Source organism: uncultured Tateyamaria sp. (genome assembly GCF_947503465.1).
Taxonomy (GTDB): Bacteria; Pseudomonadota; Alphaproteobacteria; order Rhodobacterales; family Rhodobacteraceae; genus Tateyamaria.
In genome coordinates this window covers 346,805-363,623 of sequence record NZ_CANNDN010000001.1, presented here as the reverse complement: position 1 = coordinate 363,623, position 16,819 = coordinate 346,805, and the positions used below count along the sequence as shown (strand labels likewise).

Below are 16,819 nucleotides of genomic sequence, written 5' to 3'. Positions count from 1 at the left end.
CCCGCGTCGTATTGAGGTGCAACAGCGCGCGCCACAGCCACAGGACAGGTCAGGAATTCCCGCATTGCGGGCACCGAACATCGCGCGCACCCTGAACCAGTCGGATCATTTGTCTGACGTACATTTTCAAAAAACACATTTTCAAAAGGAACACCGTCATGGACGAGAAAGAAGCCCTTTCGCTTGTCACCAAACACCTGGCCAAGGCCGAACTGCCCAAGGCCAGCCTGGAAAAATTCGCCTCCGCCGTCAGCCGCACACGTCTCAAGCCTATCGGGCTCGATATCTGTGCTTACGGCTATTGCATCGATCTGCTGATCGAAGGCGGCCTTGCCGACTTTGACATCCGCGATGTCGAGGAACTGGCCGTGGGCAAGATCCGCGGGATCGAGATTTTTCCTTGGGGCATCAAGGATCCGGATATGCTGCGCGTCCGCGTCGGCCAGGAATTCTGAAGAAGGCGCGCAAGATGAGCGATACACCCACACCCGTACTTCACATTCATCCGACACGGATGTGCAACCTCACTTGCGCGCATTGCTACTCGCGTTCCGGGCCGATGGCCCGGGACCACCTTGCGCTGGACACGCTGCTTGCGGGATCAGCTGGCCTGTTTCAACACGGGTATCGCCAGGCCAGCCTGTCAGGCGGTGAACCGATGCTTTACCGCGACGTAGACGGACTGTGCGCGGGATTGACGGCGCAAGGTTACCAGGTCTCTGTCATCACCAACGGCTGGTATTGCGACCATGTTCAACGCTTGTCAGCCAACGGGTATCTGCACTCGGTTTCGATCAGTTTTGACGGTTTGCCCTGCGTGCATGATGTCATCCGCCGCCGCAAAGGTGCATTCGAAAAGGCGCATGCCGGGCTCAAATCGCTTGTCGCCGCAGGGGTTGAAACCGGCGCAGTGATCGCCGTCACCAGATCAAGCCTGCCGCAATTGCCAGATCTTGTCGCCGTGTTGCGCGACGCGGGCGCGGCCCAGATCCAGTTTCATCCGGTGGCGGCTGTTGGCCGCGCCACGGAAACACCCGGTCATTGCGCCGAATTGAACGAAGAACAGATGCTGCGCCTCCTCCTTCTGACAGAAGCGTTCCGCAAGCTTTATCCCGAAACGGCCTTTGGCACCGATGCACTGACCGGCATCGACATCGCCAACGCGAAGATCGGCCAACCCGGCTCGCTGATTTCTCCTCTTGTCGTGGATGAGACGGGGCGGCTGCACCCCTACGCCTATGGCATGAACCCGGCCCACAGCCTCGGCTCCCTGCAAGACGGGCACGCGGCCCCGTACATCACCGCCCCCATGGCGCGGGTGATCGCGGCTACGCGCACGGCCTGTCAGCGCAAACTTGCCAGCGCTTTTTTCCCGGAATTGGTTCATCAGGCCCAGCAGCCGACCTTGTAGGCCCGAAACGACACCACCTGTCGCTTTCTTCTGACCCAAAGCTTCACTTGGCCAAATAAACTCGCCCGGAGGGCCGGTCGGCCACCTGAAAGCAAAGGTCAAATCCATGAAAACCACCACCCGTGTCGCAGTGATTGGCGGCGGTGTCGTCGGATGTTCTGTTCTTTACCACCTGACCAAGCTGGGCTGGTCAGACGTCATGCTGATCGAACGCTCGGAACTCACATCCGGCAGCACATGGCATGCCGCAGGCGGGTTTCACACGCTCAACGGCGACACCAACATGGCCGCCCTCCAAGGCTATACCATCAAGCTGTACAAAGAGCTGGAAGAGATCACCGGAATGTCCTGTGGTCTACATCATGTGGGCGGGATCACATTGGCCGACAATCAGGACCGGTTTGACATGCTGCTCGCCGAACGGGCCAAACATCGGTTCATGGGGCTTGAAACCGAAATCGTCGGCCCGGACGAGATTGCAAAAATCGCCCCCATCACCAACACCGATGGCATAATCGGTGCACTCTATGACCCGCTTGACGGTCACCTTGATCCCTCGGGGACCACACATGCCTATGCCAAGGCCGCGCGGATGGGGGGCGCCACGATCCACACCCACACCATGGTACACGACACCATCCAGCGCGCCGATGGGACGTGGGACGTGGTCACGGACAAGGGCACCATCCACGCCGAACACGTGGTCAACGCCGGCGGGCTCTGGGCACGCGAAGTGGGCGCCATGGCAGGTGTCTACCTGCCGCTCCACCCGATGGAACATCAGTATATCGTCACCGACGATATTGCAGACATCTACAGCCGCGATACCGAGCACCCGCATGTCATGGATCCGGCCGGCGAAAGTTATCTCAGGCAAGAAGGCCGCGGCCTGTGCATCGGCTTTTACGAGCAACCCTGTCGCCCCTGGGCTGTCGATGGCACACCATGGACGTTCGGCCATGAACTCCTTCCCGACGATTTCGACAAGATCGAAGGCAGTATCGACTTTGCCTACAAACGCTTTCCCGTCCTGGAAACTGCCGGGATCAAGTCGGTCATACACGGCCCCTTCACCTTCGCCCCTGACGGCAATCCGCTGGTGGGTCCCGTCCCTGGGCGGCGCAACTACTGGTCTGCCTGCGGTGTGATGGCGGGTTTCTCTCAAGGCGGCGGTGTGGGTCTGATGCTCGCGCAATGGATGACGGAAGGGGAATGCGAACGCGATGTGACGGCCATGGATGTGGCCCGGTTTGGAGACTGGATCAGCCCCGGCTACACGCGCCCGAAAGTGATCGAAAACTACCAAAAGCGGTTCTCGGTCGCCTACCCGAACGAGGAATTGCCGGCCGCGCGACCCAACCGCACCACCCCGATGTACGACATCTTCACCGATATGGGCGCCGTCTGGGGCCAGCAATATGGGCTGGAGGTTGCCAACTACTTCGCCCGGGATGGCGAACCGACCTATGAAACCCCGTCTTTCCGCCGCTCCGACGCGTTTGCCGCAACCGCGCGCGAGGTCAAGGCCGTCCGCGCAGGCGTCGGCATCAACGAGGTGCACAATTTCGGCAAATATCGCATCACCGGTGCAGGTGCCCGTGCGTGGCTTGACCGGATCATGGCGGGTCGCGTGCCCAAACCGGGACGCGTTTCGTTGACCCCGATGCTCAGCCCCAAGGGCCGCCTGATCGGTGACTTTACCATGTCGTGCCTCGGCGAACACGAATTCCAACTGACGGCCAGCTATGGCGCCCAATCGGTCCACATGCGCCATTTCATGGTCCACGCAGAAGATGGCGTGACCGTCGAAAACATCAGCGACAAACGAAACGGCTTTCAATTGGCTGGGCCAAGAGCCCGTGAAGTGTTGCAGTCCTGCACCCGACACGACATCGTGGACATGGCCTTTCTCGATGTGCGCACGCTGACGGTCGGCATGACGGACTGCATCGTGCAGCGGGTCAGTTACACCGGCGATCTGGGATACGAGATCTACTGTGACCCCATGGCGCAACGTCAATTGTGGTGGACGCTGTGGGAGGCTGGGCAAGCGCATGAGATCACGCCTTTTGGGATGCGCGCCATGATGTCATTGCGCCTCGACAAATTCTTCGGCTCCTGGCTCAGCGAGTTCTCGCCGGACTACACCGCCGCTGAAACCGGGCTCGACCGGTTCATATCGTGGAAAAAGAACACCGACTTCATCGGTCGCGCCGCCGCCGAAGCTGATCGGACGAACGGCACTGACAGAAAACTCTGCGCCTTCACTGTCGATGCCGATGACGCAGATGTGCATGGGTACGAACCCATTTGGATGGATGGCGCCGTTGTCGGATTCTGCACGTCTGGCGGCTACTCCCATCACACACAGACTTCGGTTGCGCTTGGCTTCCTGCCGACAAACAGGATTGTGGAAGGATGTCAGGTTCAAATCGAAATCCTCGGCCAGATGCGAAGCGCAACACTTGCGACAACGCCGCTTTTCGACCCGGACGGTGCACGCATGCGCGGATAGTCCATCCTTGCCTGTTTCAAGAAATCCTGGGGCGGCCACCCGCCCTTATTTTGTCGTCGTTCGTTTGCGAGGTCTTGTTGCGGCAGCAGATCCGCGCGCCTAATGTCCAACCATGATCCCGATCCTCATACTTGCCGCAGGTGCATCGTCCCGCATGCGGGGGCGGGACAAGCTGACCGAAGAGGTGGACGGCCTACCGCTATTGGCCCGTCAAATTGCGAACGCGCAGAGGCTCAGCGACGATGTCCGTGTTGCGCTTCCTCCCGCCCCTCATCCGCGGCACGCAATTGTCGCGGACACAGCTGCGCTGCCTGTACCCGTTCCGGATGCGGATGAAGGGATGGGCGCCAGCCTGCGCAGGGTTTTCGGCACGTTGGGACCGGATGTAGACAAGGCCATGTTGCTGCTGGGGGATTTGCCCGATCTCACGGCCGATGACCTGCGCGCGGTCATGGGTGCGGTACGCACCCATCCCGATGCTTTGATCTGGCGCGGCGGCACACAAGACGGACGCGGGGGGCATCCGATCATTTTTGACCAGACCCTTTTTTCACGTCTCCTGGCATTGAAGGGGGATGATGGCGGACGGTCCGTGGTTCACGCCGCCGAAGACCGCGTACACTTGGTTCCTTTGCCGGGCAATCGTGCCCGCCTCGACCTTGACACGCCGGAAGACTGGGCCGCCTGGCGGGCGGCCCGTCAGGCTATTTAAGACGATCGACCAGAATTTCCGCTTCGTGCCGTTTCAAGGACACCCGGGCGGCCCCGTAGCTGTCGAGCCCCGCGAGCGTGTCGAGTTCCGGGAACAAGGTCAGCACCTCGGCACGTTGGTCCCCGCCGATACCGCGCAGGGAATGATCGCCGGGCTGGAAGCTTTCTGACCATGCGCCGTCCGCCAGCACAACCTCGTGCTGATCAAACATCAGGTGCAGATAACTGACCGCGCCCGTTTTTACTTGATCGACCCCATCAAGGCCTGTGAGATGTTTGGCCGCAATCAGGACTTCACGCTCTTCGAACATGACCTCGGCCAGATCCGAGTTCACGAGCATCCGGTGTTGTGGCGACACCAGCATGTCCCGCTCGGGCAAGCCTTTGCCAAGCGCGCCCTGTCGGATCAGCACCGGTTGAAAACTGTCATTGCCGCGCATTTCATCCGGTGTCAGGTCACGGCGCCCGACCCAGCGAAGGGTCTGCGCGCCATTGTCGCGCGTGAATACCTTGTCCTCGGCCTGCAGCTGTTCGACCGCAATTTCACCCTTCGGCGTTGCAATGCGCGTGCCGGGGGTGAAACAGATGATGATCTGTTCAATCTCTTCATAGGTCACGCGGCGCGCCACGTTCCCGTTATCATCCAGCAACTCGACCGTGCCGGATTCTGAGTTGGGGCCATCCGGGATCACATTGGCGCGCACGCCGGTCAGGTCCAGAACATCAATGTCCAGCCCGTCCGCGTCTTCGCCACCGATGATGTTGTGATTACCCAACCCATCAAAGATAAAGCGGTCGGATCCGGTGCCGCCCTGGGCCTGATCGTTGTCGGGGCCCAACGTGATCAGGTCTTCACCTGCACCGCCCAGCAATGTGTCGTCGCCCGTACCCCCGATCAATGTGTCGTTGCCGGCACCGCCAATCAGTTCATCCTGCCCTTGGCCGCCATCCAGAACATCATTGCCTTCGCCGCCGTCGATGTCGTCATCGCCCTGTTCGCCCAACAGGCTGTCATCACCGCCCTGACCAAAGATCACATCCTGGCCGCTGCCACCTTCGATCGTGTCATCACCCGCTTCAATCGGCGTGACCACCGCGTCATCGATCAGGTCCCCCGAGAAGGAAAAGCCAGAGTTGGACGACCGGGATTCCAGCGTGAACTCAATAAATGTCCGGTTCTCGAACGAGGCCGAAAACCACGCCTCTTGGTCGTCCGGGTCGTTATCGCCACGACCCTCTGCCGTGACCTGCCCACCGGCTTCGATCACGTTCAGAACGGAATCGTCCGATACGGCAAAGGCACTGAAGCTGCTTGCGTTTATTGTGACGGCTTCCTGATCGCCGGGACTGTTGCGATCAAGGTCGTTGATCGTCGCTGTCGAATTCAAAGCGACTGGCGTGCCCGTCGTCGCATTCGGCGTGTCTGGAATGAAGAATTCCATACGGAAATCAGCCGTGTCGCCGTTGCCGCGCCCGTTCATCAGGATTTCAAACCCGTCACCGCCGTTCAAGTCGACCGTCAAACGGCTGTCGGACTTGGACACGAGAACAAGCCGCGCCGATACCTGGGTGCCATCCTCAAGCTGGGCCACGTTCTTGTAGACGGCAGATGCGCCCGCGTTCACGTTGCCCGTGTTTGGGGTCACCAGATTGTTGATGTCGATGACCAGCGGCGATGCGTCATTTCCCGGCGCTGTGCCGTCGCCCACATCACCAAACAGCGTGTCATTTCCGCCGCCGCCCAGAATACTGTCGTCGCCGCCGTCGCCCGATACCAGATCCTGGCCGTTGAACGCCTGAATCGTATCGTCTTCGTTCGTCCCTTGCAGGGTGTCGTTGTTCGACGTTCCGTTGATAACGGCCATGGCAGCAACCCTTTTTGCGCACTCATACTGAGAGGGGCACGGACCTGCCCCCACAGACCCAACACCCGAAGTCAGGGTTTAATTCAACTTCGATTGAAATTCAGGGGGAAAAACCGACGATTGGTAAACCCCGCCTCATTTGGTGCACAAAGATGCCGCAATGCAGCACCATACGGGGGCGTAAGCGAAACAATCCTGCACAAGCGCGCACATTGAACACAAAAAACGGGTGCAGCCCCCTGCCCCGTTTGATGCGTCCCCACGAATCGACCGCGGGGAAGCTGCATAAACCTGTCGGTCTGGCGCGAAGCGCTTACTGCGTGAGCAGGCGCGCTTCGTGCTTTTTCAGGCTGCGACGGGCCGACGTGTAGGCGTCGATGCCATCTGCCGTTTCCAACTCGGGGAACAGCTCCAGGATTTCAGTGCGTTGCGCGTCACCCATGGCACCCAGTGTCATGTCGCCCGGCTGGAAGCTTTCGGTCCAGGCCCCGTCCGACAGGATCACTTCGTGCTGGTTGAACATCACGTGGATATAGGTCGTGCCGGACACCTCCACCACGTCGATGCCATCCATGTCCGTCAGGTGCTTGGCCGCCACCAGCACTTCGCTTTCGTCGAAGTACAGCGCGGTCTTGTCGCTGGCCATCAACACGCGGTGCTGGGGCGAAACAAGCATGTCACGCTCTGGCAAGCCGTTGCCGAGGGCGCCCTTCTGGATCAGAACCGGACGCAGGTGTTCCGCGCGGGCCAATTCTTCGCCAGACATGGCGCGCTGACCGACCCAGCGGATTTCCTGAATCCCGTTGTCCCGGGTGATGACGCGGTCGCCCACCTTCAGATCCTCCACCCGACGCTCGCCCATCGGGGTCGCGATCATGGTGCCGGGGGTAAAGCAGGGGATCACCTCTTCGATGTCGGTGAAGGTCAGCGTTCCGGTGGGATCGCCGTTTGCATCGAAATAGGTGACAAAGCCGTCAAAGCCGTTGCCGTTGTCATCCGGGTTGGTGAACGTCACCTGAAGCGAGCCGTTGTTCGGTGCAGAGTCGCGCAGATCAAGAGTGTCGAAGTCATCGCCTTCGCCGCCACCGTCGACCGTCTCGCCCGCATCGACATTGATGAACAGGTCGCGATCGGCGCCGCCGGACATGATGTCCTGACCACCATTGCCACCGTCAATCGTGTCGTTGCCGTCGCCACCGTCGATGACATCGTCACCGGTCGAGCCGATGATGGAATCGTTGCCACCGTCACCGTTCAGCGTGTCGTCGCCGGTGCCACCGTCGATCAGGTCATCGCCCTCACCGCCGTTGATCAGGTCGGCGCCATTGTCACCCAGGATGGTGTCGTTGCCTTCCCCGCCGTTCAACGTGTCAGCCTGCAGTCCACCATCGATGAAGTCATTGCCGACCCCACCTTCGATCGTGTCGTTGCCTTGACCACCCAGCAGGCTGTCATCGCCCTCGCCACCGTCGATGAAGTCTTCGTCGATCTCACCGTCGATGGTGTCGTTGCCGGTGCCGCCATACAGCTCGTCATCGTCGTCCGCGCCGAAGATCAGGTCGTTGCCTTCGCCACCGAACACGGTGTCCATGCCGTTGTCGGGGCGCGGATCGCCCGGAAAGATCGGGTTCGAGCCGTCGTCTTCAATGTTCAGCTGGTCAAGGCCCAGATCGGGATCGTTGCCGGCGAATATGGTGTCGTCACCTACACCGCCATCAATCAGGTCGTTGCCTTCGCCACCCACGATACGGTCTGCGCCGCCCGCAGTCGAATCATTGGAGTCGTCGCCATCAATGATGTCGTCGTCGATCCCGCCGTCGATAACGTCATTGCCGTCGCCACCGATGATGGTGTCAGCGTCGTCGCCGGTGCTGATTGTGTCGTCACCCGCACCACCATCGACAAAGTCGAGGTCGTTGTTCGGGTCGTCATCGGCAGGAAAGCCGAACGGGAAGCCCGGAACAGGCGTGCCATCGTCGTTGGGGAAGCCGAGATCGGGCGCCAGATCACCGTTTCCGGTATCGATCAGGTCGTTGCCTTCGCCGCCGTCAACACTGTCGTCACCCTGGCCCGCGATGATGGTGTCATCGCCACCGCCCGCTTCGATGATGTCGTCATCTTCGTCTTCCGGATCGTCCGAGAAGATGTTGTCGCCGTTGTCGACCATGTCGCCTTCGGGGTCACCGGTGTAATCTTCGTCGATCAGGTCACCTTCGTCGGTGCCCTCAACAATCCCATCCAGCGGGTTCTCTTCCACCGTCACAGTGACCTGCGCGCTGTCAAAGCCGCCCTGGTCGTCCGTGATGGTGTAATCGATGATCGCATCGCCTTCGAACCCGTCTGTGGGCGTAAAGGTGATTGTGCCGTCCGGGTTTATGTCGACATCGCCATTGGGCGAGGTCGCTTCGGTCACACGCAGGGTATCCCCATCCACATCCGTGTCGTTGTCGAGAACGGGAATGGTGATGGGCGTGTTGAAGGGCGTTGTGTCCGCATCATCCACCGCATCGGGTGCGTCGTTCACCGGATTCACCGTGACCACCAGATCCGCCACGTCATTGCCGCCATTGCCATCCGTGATGGTGTAGGTGACGGTCGCCTCGCCGTTGAAATTTTCGGCAGGTGTAAACAACAATTCATTGTCCACGATCTCAACAGTGCCCTGATCCGCCGGCACCGTGGCCGAGGTGATCATCAGATCGTCGCCGTCATCGTCCGTGTCGTTGCCAAGCACATCGACGGTGATAGGCGTGTCTTCGTCAGTAGTTGCCGTATCGCCATTGGCAACGGGGCCGTCATTGACCGCGCCCACAGACACAACCGCTTCGCCGGTGTCCTCACCACCATTGCCGTCGATCACGGTGTAGGTGATCGTGGCCGGACCGTTGAAGTTCGGCGCAGGCGTGAAAGTGACCGTACCGTCGCCATTGTCCACGACAGAGCCTTGGGCCGGATCGACATCCAGCGACCCGATGCTCAGCTCATCTCCATCCACGTCGGTGTCATTGCCCAGCAGGTCCACGACAACCGGCACGTCCTCGTCCGTGGTCTCGATATCATCGACCGCAACCGGATCATCGTTGACCGGGTTCACTGTCACGGCCACCTCGGCGGTGTCCGTGCCACCGTTTCCATCGGTGATCGAGTAGGTAATGGTCGCATCACCGTTGAAGTTTTCCGCCGGGGTGAACAGCAGCTCATTGCCGACGATCTCGACCGTGCCTTGCTCGGCCGGGACGGAAGCGCCGGTGATGGTCAGCGTGTCACCATCTGGATCCGTGTCGTTGCCGACAACGTCGATGGTGACCGGCGTATCCTCGTCCGTGGTTGCAGAGTCGTCGTTGGCGGTGGGGCCATCGTTGACCGCTCCGACGTTGACGATGGCCTGGCCATCATCTTCGCCGCCCTGCCCGTCGATCACCGTATAGTCGATGGTCGCCGTGCCGTTGAAGTTCGGCGCAGGTGTGAAGGTGACAGTACCATCACCATTGTCGACCACGGTGCCCTCGGACGGATCCACGGTCACAGTGCCGATGGTCAGATCGTCGCCATCCACATCCGTGTCATTGTCGATCAGGTCGATGACAACGGCCTCGTCTTCCATCGTCTCGGCCAGATCATTCACGGCCACCGGGTCATCATTGACCGGCGTCACGGTGACCACGACATCTGCCGTGTCCGTGCCGCCATTCCCGTCCTCGATCGAATAGGAAATGGTCGCCTCGCCGTTGAAGTTCGGCGCGGGCGTGAACAGCAGCTCATTGTCGACAATCTCGACCGTGCCCTGCTCTGCCGGGACGGAAGCACCGGTGATGGTCAGCGCGTCGCCGTCCACATCCGTGTCGTTGTCCAGTGCGTCGATTGTGACAGGCGTATCTTCGTCGGTGGTGATTGCATCGTTGACGGCGTCAGGCGCGTCGTTCACAGGGTTCACCGTCACATTGACCGTTCCGGTGTCCGTGCCGCCATTGTCGTCCGTGATCGTATACGTGATCGTGGTCGGGCCGTTGAAATTCTCGTTCGGCTCGAATGTCAGCGTGCCATCGGGGTTGATGGTCACATCTCCGTCCGGCGACGTGGCGTCGGTCACGCGCAGATCGTCACCATCGAGATCCGTGTCATTGTCCAGAACCGGAATGTCGACGCTGCCGTCTTCGTCCACCGTTGCGGTGTCGTCATTGGCAACCGGGCCGTCGTTGATGGGAGTCACGGTTACGTTGACGGTGCCCGTGTCTTCGCCACCCTGATCGTCCACCACGGTATATGTGATGGTCGTCGGACCGGTGAAGTTGTCAGCAGGCTCGAATGTGATGGTCCCATCGGGATTGATGGTCACGTCACCGTCGGGCGAGGTCGCCTCGGACACACGCAGTGTATCGCCATCCACATCCGTGTCGTTGTCCAGCACGGGGATATCCACCGAACCGTCCTCGTTCACTGTCGCCGTGTCGTCAACCGCGACCGGATCGTCGTTGACCGGGTTCACGGTCACATTGACTGTCGCGGTGTCGAAACCGCCCTGATCGTCGGTGATGGTGTAGGTGATGGTTGTCGGGCCGTTGAAATTCTCGTTCGGCTCGAATGTCAGCGTGCCATCGGGGTTGATGGTCACGTCGCCATCGGGCGATGTGGCCTCGGTCACGCGCAGCGGGTCGCTGTCAGGGTCCGTGTCGTTGCCAAGAACGTCGATGTCCACGCTGCCGTCTTCATCGACAGTGGCGGTGTCATCCACCGCGTCGGGACCGCGGTTGATCTCGTCGCCGATGACCTCTTCGATCTCGGTGAAGGTCAGGGTCAAACCGTTGGGGTTGCCCGCGCCGTCCACGAACACAACCGTGCCGTTGATGCCGTTGCCGTTGCTATCGGGTGTCACGTTATCAAGGAAGAACGGACCCTGGCCGGTTAGGTCCAGAACGTCGAGGTCGGTGTTGTTGGCCGGGTTTGTGCTGAAGCCCCCGGCCCCACCGTCCACCACGTCGCCTGCGCCGCCAAAGATGGTGTCGGCGTCGTCTCCGCCGCTCAACGTGTCGGCACCCGCACCGCCCGTCAGGACGTCATCGCCTTCTTCCCCGAAGACCATGTCGTCGCCGTCGTCGCCGTTCAGCGTGTCATTGCCGGTCTGGCCGTGGATCCAATCGTTGTCGTCCCCGCCATCGACCGAGTCATTGCCCGAACCCATCCAGATTTCGTCGTTGCCTTCACCGCCCAGGGCAGTGTCGTCGCCCGACCCACCAATCAGGAAATCGCGACCATCGCCACCATCCAGCAGGTCATTTCCACGTCCCCCTTCAAGGCGATCGTTGCCGTCACCACCGACAAGGCTGTCATCGTCGTCTTCACCGCGCAACGTGTCGTCGCCACCTTCGCCAAAGATGGTATCGTCGCCGTCGCCGCCCTCGAGCAGATCATTGCCATCGGGACCAATATCCGCGATGGGCGCATCAAAATAGACATCCGTGATGTTGATGCCGGAGTTGTTGCCGCCATCCTGATCATGTTCGATGACAATGCGCGCCACGGGCCCCGGAATGCTGACCAGAAGCGAGTATTCGTCGGACGTGTCTGCCAGATATCCGCCATTGCTATCTGCGGTGTCATTGCCCGCCACACCATCGGTGTCGAACAGGGTCAGTTCGCTGCCACCTTCAAGGTTCACGACAATTGCATTGCCCGCCTCGTCAAAGGCCCGCACACGCACCACGCCGTCACCATCAATGTCGTTGATGCGGAACGACACGTCTTCGACAGCGTCCGAGAAGGACAGTTGGTACTCGGCCGAATTTCCATTTCCGTTCAACACGTTGTCAAGCGAGCTGTTGTCGTCGACCCTATTACCGTCGCCATCGATGTTGGCGACATTCTGGTCATCGTTAGACTGAATGGTCCGCGACGCACCCGACTGGTTCAGGATGGTGAACGACACGTTCACATTGCCGGTGTCCTGGGTGAAGTTGCCCAGGTGGTTGCCGTCGCCAAAGGGCGATTTTTCCCACTCGAACACTTCGCGCTCGGAGACACCCGCGCCCGGCCCGCTGTAGTTGCTGTCGCCAAAAATCAGGTCATTGCCTGCGCCGCCTTCGACCGTATCGGAACCGGAGCCGGCATAGACATCATCGTCGCCGTCGCCCGATATGATGGTGTCGTTGCCGCCCAGGGCGTCGACGATGTCGTCGTTGGGGGCTTCGCCTGGCAGCAACGCGTCGCCCGCGTCGATCTTGTCGCCTTCGGGGTCACCGTCAAAGTTGCCGTCGATCAGGTTGCCGTCATTGTCACCCTCGACCACACCGTCACCTGTCGTGTCAAACACGAGGTTATCAATGGCCCCGGAACCGTGCAGCTGCACCTGCATACGCGACACACCGTCCACGTCGAAATCAACAATGGATTGGCCGTTGTTGTCCGTGGCATGCACGTCCACCGATTCGATCAGGTGCCCTTCCGCATCGTAGAACCAGACGCGCGCACCTTCTTCGATGTCCAGGAAGGTCAGACGGTTGATCGACGACGGGTCGTCAAAATCAAAATTGATCCGGCCCCCGCTGCCGTTGTCATCCGGGTCGCTGCTGTCTCCGTCCTCGGAGATGATCAGGGCACCGTTCAGGTTGCTGGTTTCCAGATCGTTGTCGCCACCGGTCGGATGGGCCGTGTCAAAGATCATCGCCTGATTGGACCCGCCTTGTGCGGAAATGGTCACGCCCTGGGCGGAAAACTCGTTGTCGACAACCGTGCCTGCGGCGAGGTTGTTAAAATCGATAAACTTGGTCATGGGCTTGGACTCCTAGGCGGGGTTGCGCGCAGCACGCAACGCGACCGGAACGATTTCTGAGTGAACAATGGACACGGGCGCGGATTGTCCCGAGACAACACGTCTCGGCGTTGGCTTGTTCGGCGCCAAATTGTGCTTCAGCTGGCACATGGATACGTCTCCATCATTCACTCACTCACACCCAAGACGAAGCAATGCGGCAGACAACTGGGCGACCGACACGCACGCCTGAACAATTGAGGGAAAGTGTAGGCCCACGCGCACGCGCAGCGGGACAGACCCGACACACACATGCATCAGCCGTTGCAGAGCAACGCAGCGAGCACACATTCTCCGCACTTCGTTCAGTGCGTTCTGTGCGGTCGCCCCCGTGACCTTTAGACATCGCCCCCCAGTTGGGCAGGAATGTTCTTACGGTCCCGTTTGATGCAAAAAAAGGGAAAAATGTCCGAAAAGTGTCGGCTTTGGTGTCAGACTGCCCCGTTTGGACGCGAAGATGTAAACAATTGTTCTATCTCCGGTTGCATTTTTGTTGCCTCCATACCCGACCGCATGCGCAAGAATGCGCCGAAATGACTGCACCACAAGGGTTTAGGCGGAAATTAGCGCATGACGCGATTCAACGTCGGGTTTTCGTTTTGAAACAATCGACCGGATGTGAGTTCGCCCGGATTTTGCCATTTTCCGAAAAACATACGTTCACGAACTGGGATCAATTCTGAAGGAATTGGTTCAATAGTGCCAGAAAACAGACAAGCCGGGTCACTTTCACCGAATCGTTTCAGGCGGAATGCGGCCCATGTCTCTAAAGCGCGTCAGAGGGAACAGAAGCGTCCGCTGCAGCACAATGTGACGCCGCCACCGGACGCCAGTTTCGCGCAGTTGAATGAGGCTGGTACCCAAGGCCGGACTCGAACCGGCACGCCCGCAAAGGCGGGGGATTTTGAATCCCCTGCGTCTACCATTCCGCCACTTGGGCCTCAGGGCTTTCGGATAGCGAAACGCAACGAGCGGGGCAAGCGCAAAGCGACTTGACCTTGTCCCGTCCCCGTGGTCTGCCGCATCGCATGTTACGTGGGCTTTACGACTGGACCATGGGCTGGGCGAACCACCCCAAAGCACTTTGGGTGCTGGCCTTTGTCTCTTTTATCGAAAGCTCGGTCTTTCCGATCCCGCCGGACGTTTTGATGATCCCCATGATCTTGGCCGCTCCGCAACGAGCTTGGCTGATTGCCGGAACTTGCCTGGTTGCGTCCGTGCTCGGCGGCTTGCTGGGCTATGCCATCGGCGCACTGGCATTTGAAACGCTGGGTCAGCCGATTCTTGCAAGCCTGGGAAAGGCCGACGCGATGCAGGCCTTCAACGCGCGCTTCAACGATTTCGGCTTTTGGGCGGTGCTGACGGCAGGGATCACGCCGTTTCCATACAAGGTCATCACGATCATGTCTGGTTGGACCGGAATGCCGCTGGCCACGTTCATCGCCACGTCCATCCTGGCCCGGGGCCTGCGCTTTTTCATTGTCGCAGTGCTGCTTTGGAAGTTTGGCGCACCTATTCGTGATTTCATTGAACGCCGGCTTGGCTTGATGTTCATCCTGTTTGTAATGATCCTCGTGGCCGGGTTCCTTGCCGTGGGGGCGCTATGACACAGGCGCGATGGGTGATTTTGGCGGCGGGCGGCTCTGCCGCGCTATTGCTTGGTGCGTTTGCCTTTCAGCATCTGGGCGGTCTCGCTCCGTGCAAGATGTGCATCTGGCAGCGCTACCCGCATGTGGCTGCGATCGTCCTTGGTGCGGTCGCACTCTTTGTCCCGCTCCAGATACTGATCGCCCTTGGCGCACTGGCCGCTCTCGCGACGGCAGGTATCGGGGCGTATCATGTAGGCGTCGAACAAGGCTGGTGGGATGGTCCGACCAGTTGTTCGGCGGGTGCCATCAACAACCTTGATCCTGACGCCCTGTTCGACCAGATTATGGCCGCACCCCTGATCCGCTGTGACGAAATCGCGTGGCAATTCGCGGGCCTGTCCATGGCAGGTTGGAACATGGTGATCTCTTTGATACTGGCTGCGCTTTGGATCGCGGCCCTGCGGGTCAGGCCGACTTCCGCGTAGACAACAGCAACGACGTCTCGCTTGCCACAACGCCGTCCAGCCGTCTGATGCGAAACAGGACCTCATCGAACTGTTGGAGCGTTTCGGTCCCGATCTCGACAATCACGTCCCAGCGACCATTCGTGGAATGAATTTCCCGCACTTCGACCATGCCGTTGAGCTGGCGAATGATCCGTTCGGTTCCGCGCCCTTCGATCCCGATCATCATCAATCCCCGCACCGGATCCCGCGCCGCATCGGCCCGCAAGACCACGGTAAAGCCCAAGATATCGCCGCGCATCTGCAGCTTTTCGATCCGGGACCGCACCGTCGTCCGCGATAAACCCAACCGGATCGACAAATCAGACAGAGAGGCGCGCGCATCATGGCGCAACGCCGCAATCAATCGGCTGTCTGTTTCGTCCATTCTGACATCCGTATTGTACAAATTACTTCCGATACGATCATTCTTTACACTTGTCTACGACACGATTTGAGCAAACCTTTGGCGCAACGAAGCATGAGGCGCGGAATGACACCCCAAACCATCACCCTGATCGGCGCTCCGATGGATAGCGGCAAAGAAAGCCGAGGCTGCCTGATGGGCCCTGACGCCCTGCGCACCGCAGGGCTCGAGACGGCCCTGTCAGATCTTGGCCACCACGTGGCCGATAAAGGCAATGTACGCCCTGCCCCCTTTGCCGAAACGGCATGCGGCCATTTGCATGCGCCGCAGGAAACCATTGCCTGGACGCAGGCCCTGTCTGACGTTGCAGAGGGAACCGAGGCGGGCATGGTTCCGATTTTCATGGGCGGCGATCATGCGCTTGCCCTTGGTACCGTGCGCGGGATGGCGAACGCTGCAGCCCGCGCGGATCGTCCGCTTTTTGTTCTCTGGCTTGACGCGCATACCGACTATCACACACCGGCTACGACCACTTCAGGCAACCTGCATGGCACGCCGCTTGGCTACGTGACCGGGCGGAACGGGTTCGACGGCTTTCCGGCAATCACAAATCCGGTCCCCCATGACCAAATTGCCATGTTGGGCCTGCGCTCTGTCGATGCAGAAGAACGGGCGGCCATCGAGTTGACCGACATAACCTGCGTCGACATGCGGCACATCGACGAACATGGCATCGCCAAACCACTCGCGGCCTTTCTGGACCGCGTCGCTGCTGCAAACGGTTTGCTGCATGTCTCGCTTGACGTTGATTTTCTGGACCCGTCGGCGGCGCCAGCGGTCGGAACAACCGTTCCCGGCGGCGCCACCATCCGCGAAGGGCACCTGGTGATGGAGATGATCTGCGACAGCCGCCTGATGACATCACTGGATATCGTGGAACTGAACCCCTTTCTGGATGAACGGGGCCGTACCGCGCAACTGATGGTGGATCTTGTCGCCTCGGCCTTTGGCCGCCGCGTCTTTGATCGCCCCACCCGCGCCTATTGAAAGGAA

General features: G+C 60.0%; 10 protein-coding genes and 1 tRNA gene. 7 read left to right on the top strand and 4 right to left on the bottom strand.

Translation table 11 applies throughout. From position 1 onward, the window contains the following. Window positions 1-158 precede the first annotated feature (158 nt). The 4 genes from Q0844_RS01830 (at window position 159) to Q0844_RS01815 (ending at window position 4,638) form a co-directional block, all read left to right on the top strand. Complete coding sequence (locus tag Q0844_RS01830) at window positions 159-455, top strand: hypothetical protein (RefSeq protein WP_299041459.1); 297 nt, start codon at window positions 159-161, stop codon at window positions 453-455. A 14-nt stretch (window positions 456-469) separates the two neighbouring features. After that, entirely contained in the window at window positions 470-1,411 is a 942-nt protein-coding gene (locus tag Q0844_RS01825) for a radical SAM protein (protein ID WP_299041456.1), read from the top strand. 106 nt (window positions 1,412-1,517) lie between these two features. Further along, a complete protein-coding gene (locus tag Q0844_RS01820) occupies window positions 1,518-3,926 on the top strand; it encodes an FAD-dependent oxidoreductase (RefSeq protein WP_299041453.1) in 2,409 nt (802 codons plus the stop codon). A 112-nt stretch (window positions 3,927-4,038) separates the two neighbouring features. Then, window positions 4,039-4,638: a nucleotidyltransferase family protein gene (locus tag Q0844_RS01815; RefSeq protein ID WP_299041452.1), complete on the top strand. Its 600-nt coding sequence runs from the start codon at window positions 4,039-4,041 to the stop codon at window positions 4,636-4,638. Here the strand turns inward: Q0844_RS01815 and Q0844_RS01810 are convergent. The 3 genes from Q0844_RS01810 to Q0844_RS01800 all read right to left on the bottom strand — a co-directional run bounded on the left by Q0844_RS01810 (window position 4,631) and on the right by Q0844_RS01800 (window position 14,247). Beyond that, window positions 4,631-6,502, bottom strand: a complete 1,872-nt coding sequence (locus Q0844_RS01810; RefSeq protein WP_299041451.1) for a Hint domain-containing protein — start codon at window positions 6,500-6,502, stop codon at window positions 4,631-4,633. The two genes, Q0844_RS01815 and Q0844_RS01810, sit on opposite strands and share 8 nt — an antisense overlap. Before the next feature lie 313 nt (window positions 6,503-6,815). Then, window positions 6,816-13,268: a tandem-95 repeat protein gene (locus tag Q0844_RS01805; RefSeq protein WP_299041449.1), complete on the bottom strand. Its 6,453-nt coding sequence runs from the start codon at window positions 13,266-13,268 to the stop codon at window positions 6,816-6,818. Window positions 13,269-14,161: 893 nt separating this feature from the next. Further along, window positions 14,162-14,247 (bottom strand) — tRNA-Leu (locus Q0844_RS01800). Window positions 14,248-14,335: 88 nt separating this feature from the next. On the opposite strand from Q0844_RS01800, the gene Q0844_RS01795 reads away from it, so the two are divergent. Both Q0844_RS01795 and Q0844_RS01790 read left to right on the top strand, forming a co-directional pair. Beyond that, window positions 14,336-14,914, top strand: a complete 579-nt coding sequence (locus Q0844_RS01795; protein WP_299041446.1) for a YqaA family protein — start codon at window positions 14,336-14,338, stop codon at window positions 14,912-14,914. Further along, on the top strand, window positions 14,911-15,381 hold the full coding sequence (locus tag Q0844_RS01790; RefSeq protein ID WP_299041441.1) for a disulfide bond formation protein B: 471 nt from the start codon (window positions 14,911-14,913) through the stop codon (window positions 15,379-15,381). Before Q0844_RS01795 ends, Q0844_RS01790 begins: the two co-directional genes overlap by 4 nt. On the opposite strand, the gene Q0844_RS01785 is transcribed toward Q0844_RS01790, so the two are convergent. Next, window positions 15,362-15,787: an Lrp/AsnC family transcriptional regulator gene (locus tag Q0844_RS01785; RefSeq protein WP_299041439.1), complete on the bottom strand. Its 426-nt coding sequence runs from the start codon at window positions 15,785-15,787 to the stop codon at window positions 15,362-15,364. The genes Q0844_RS01790 and Q0844_RS01785 overlap by 20 nt on opposite strands. Window positions 15,788-15,892: 105 nt before the next feature. Between Q0844_RS01785 and rocF the strand changes: the two genes are divergently transcribed. Beyond that, the gene (gene rocF, locus Q0844_RS01780) at window positions 15,893-16,813 is read left to right on the top strand and encodes an arginase (RefSeq protein ID WP_299041436.1); all 921 of its coding nucleotides are present in this window, start codon (window positions 15,893-15,895) and stop codon (window positions 16,811-16,813) included. Window positions 16,814-16,819 lie beyond the last annotated feature (6 nt).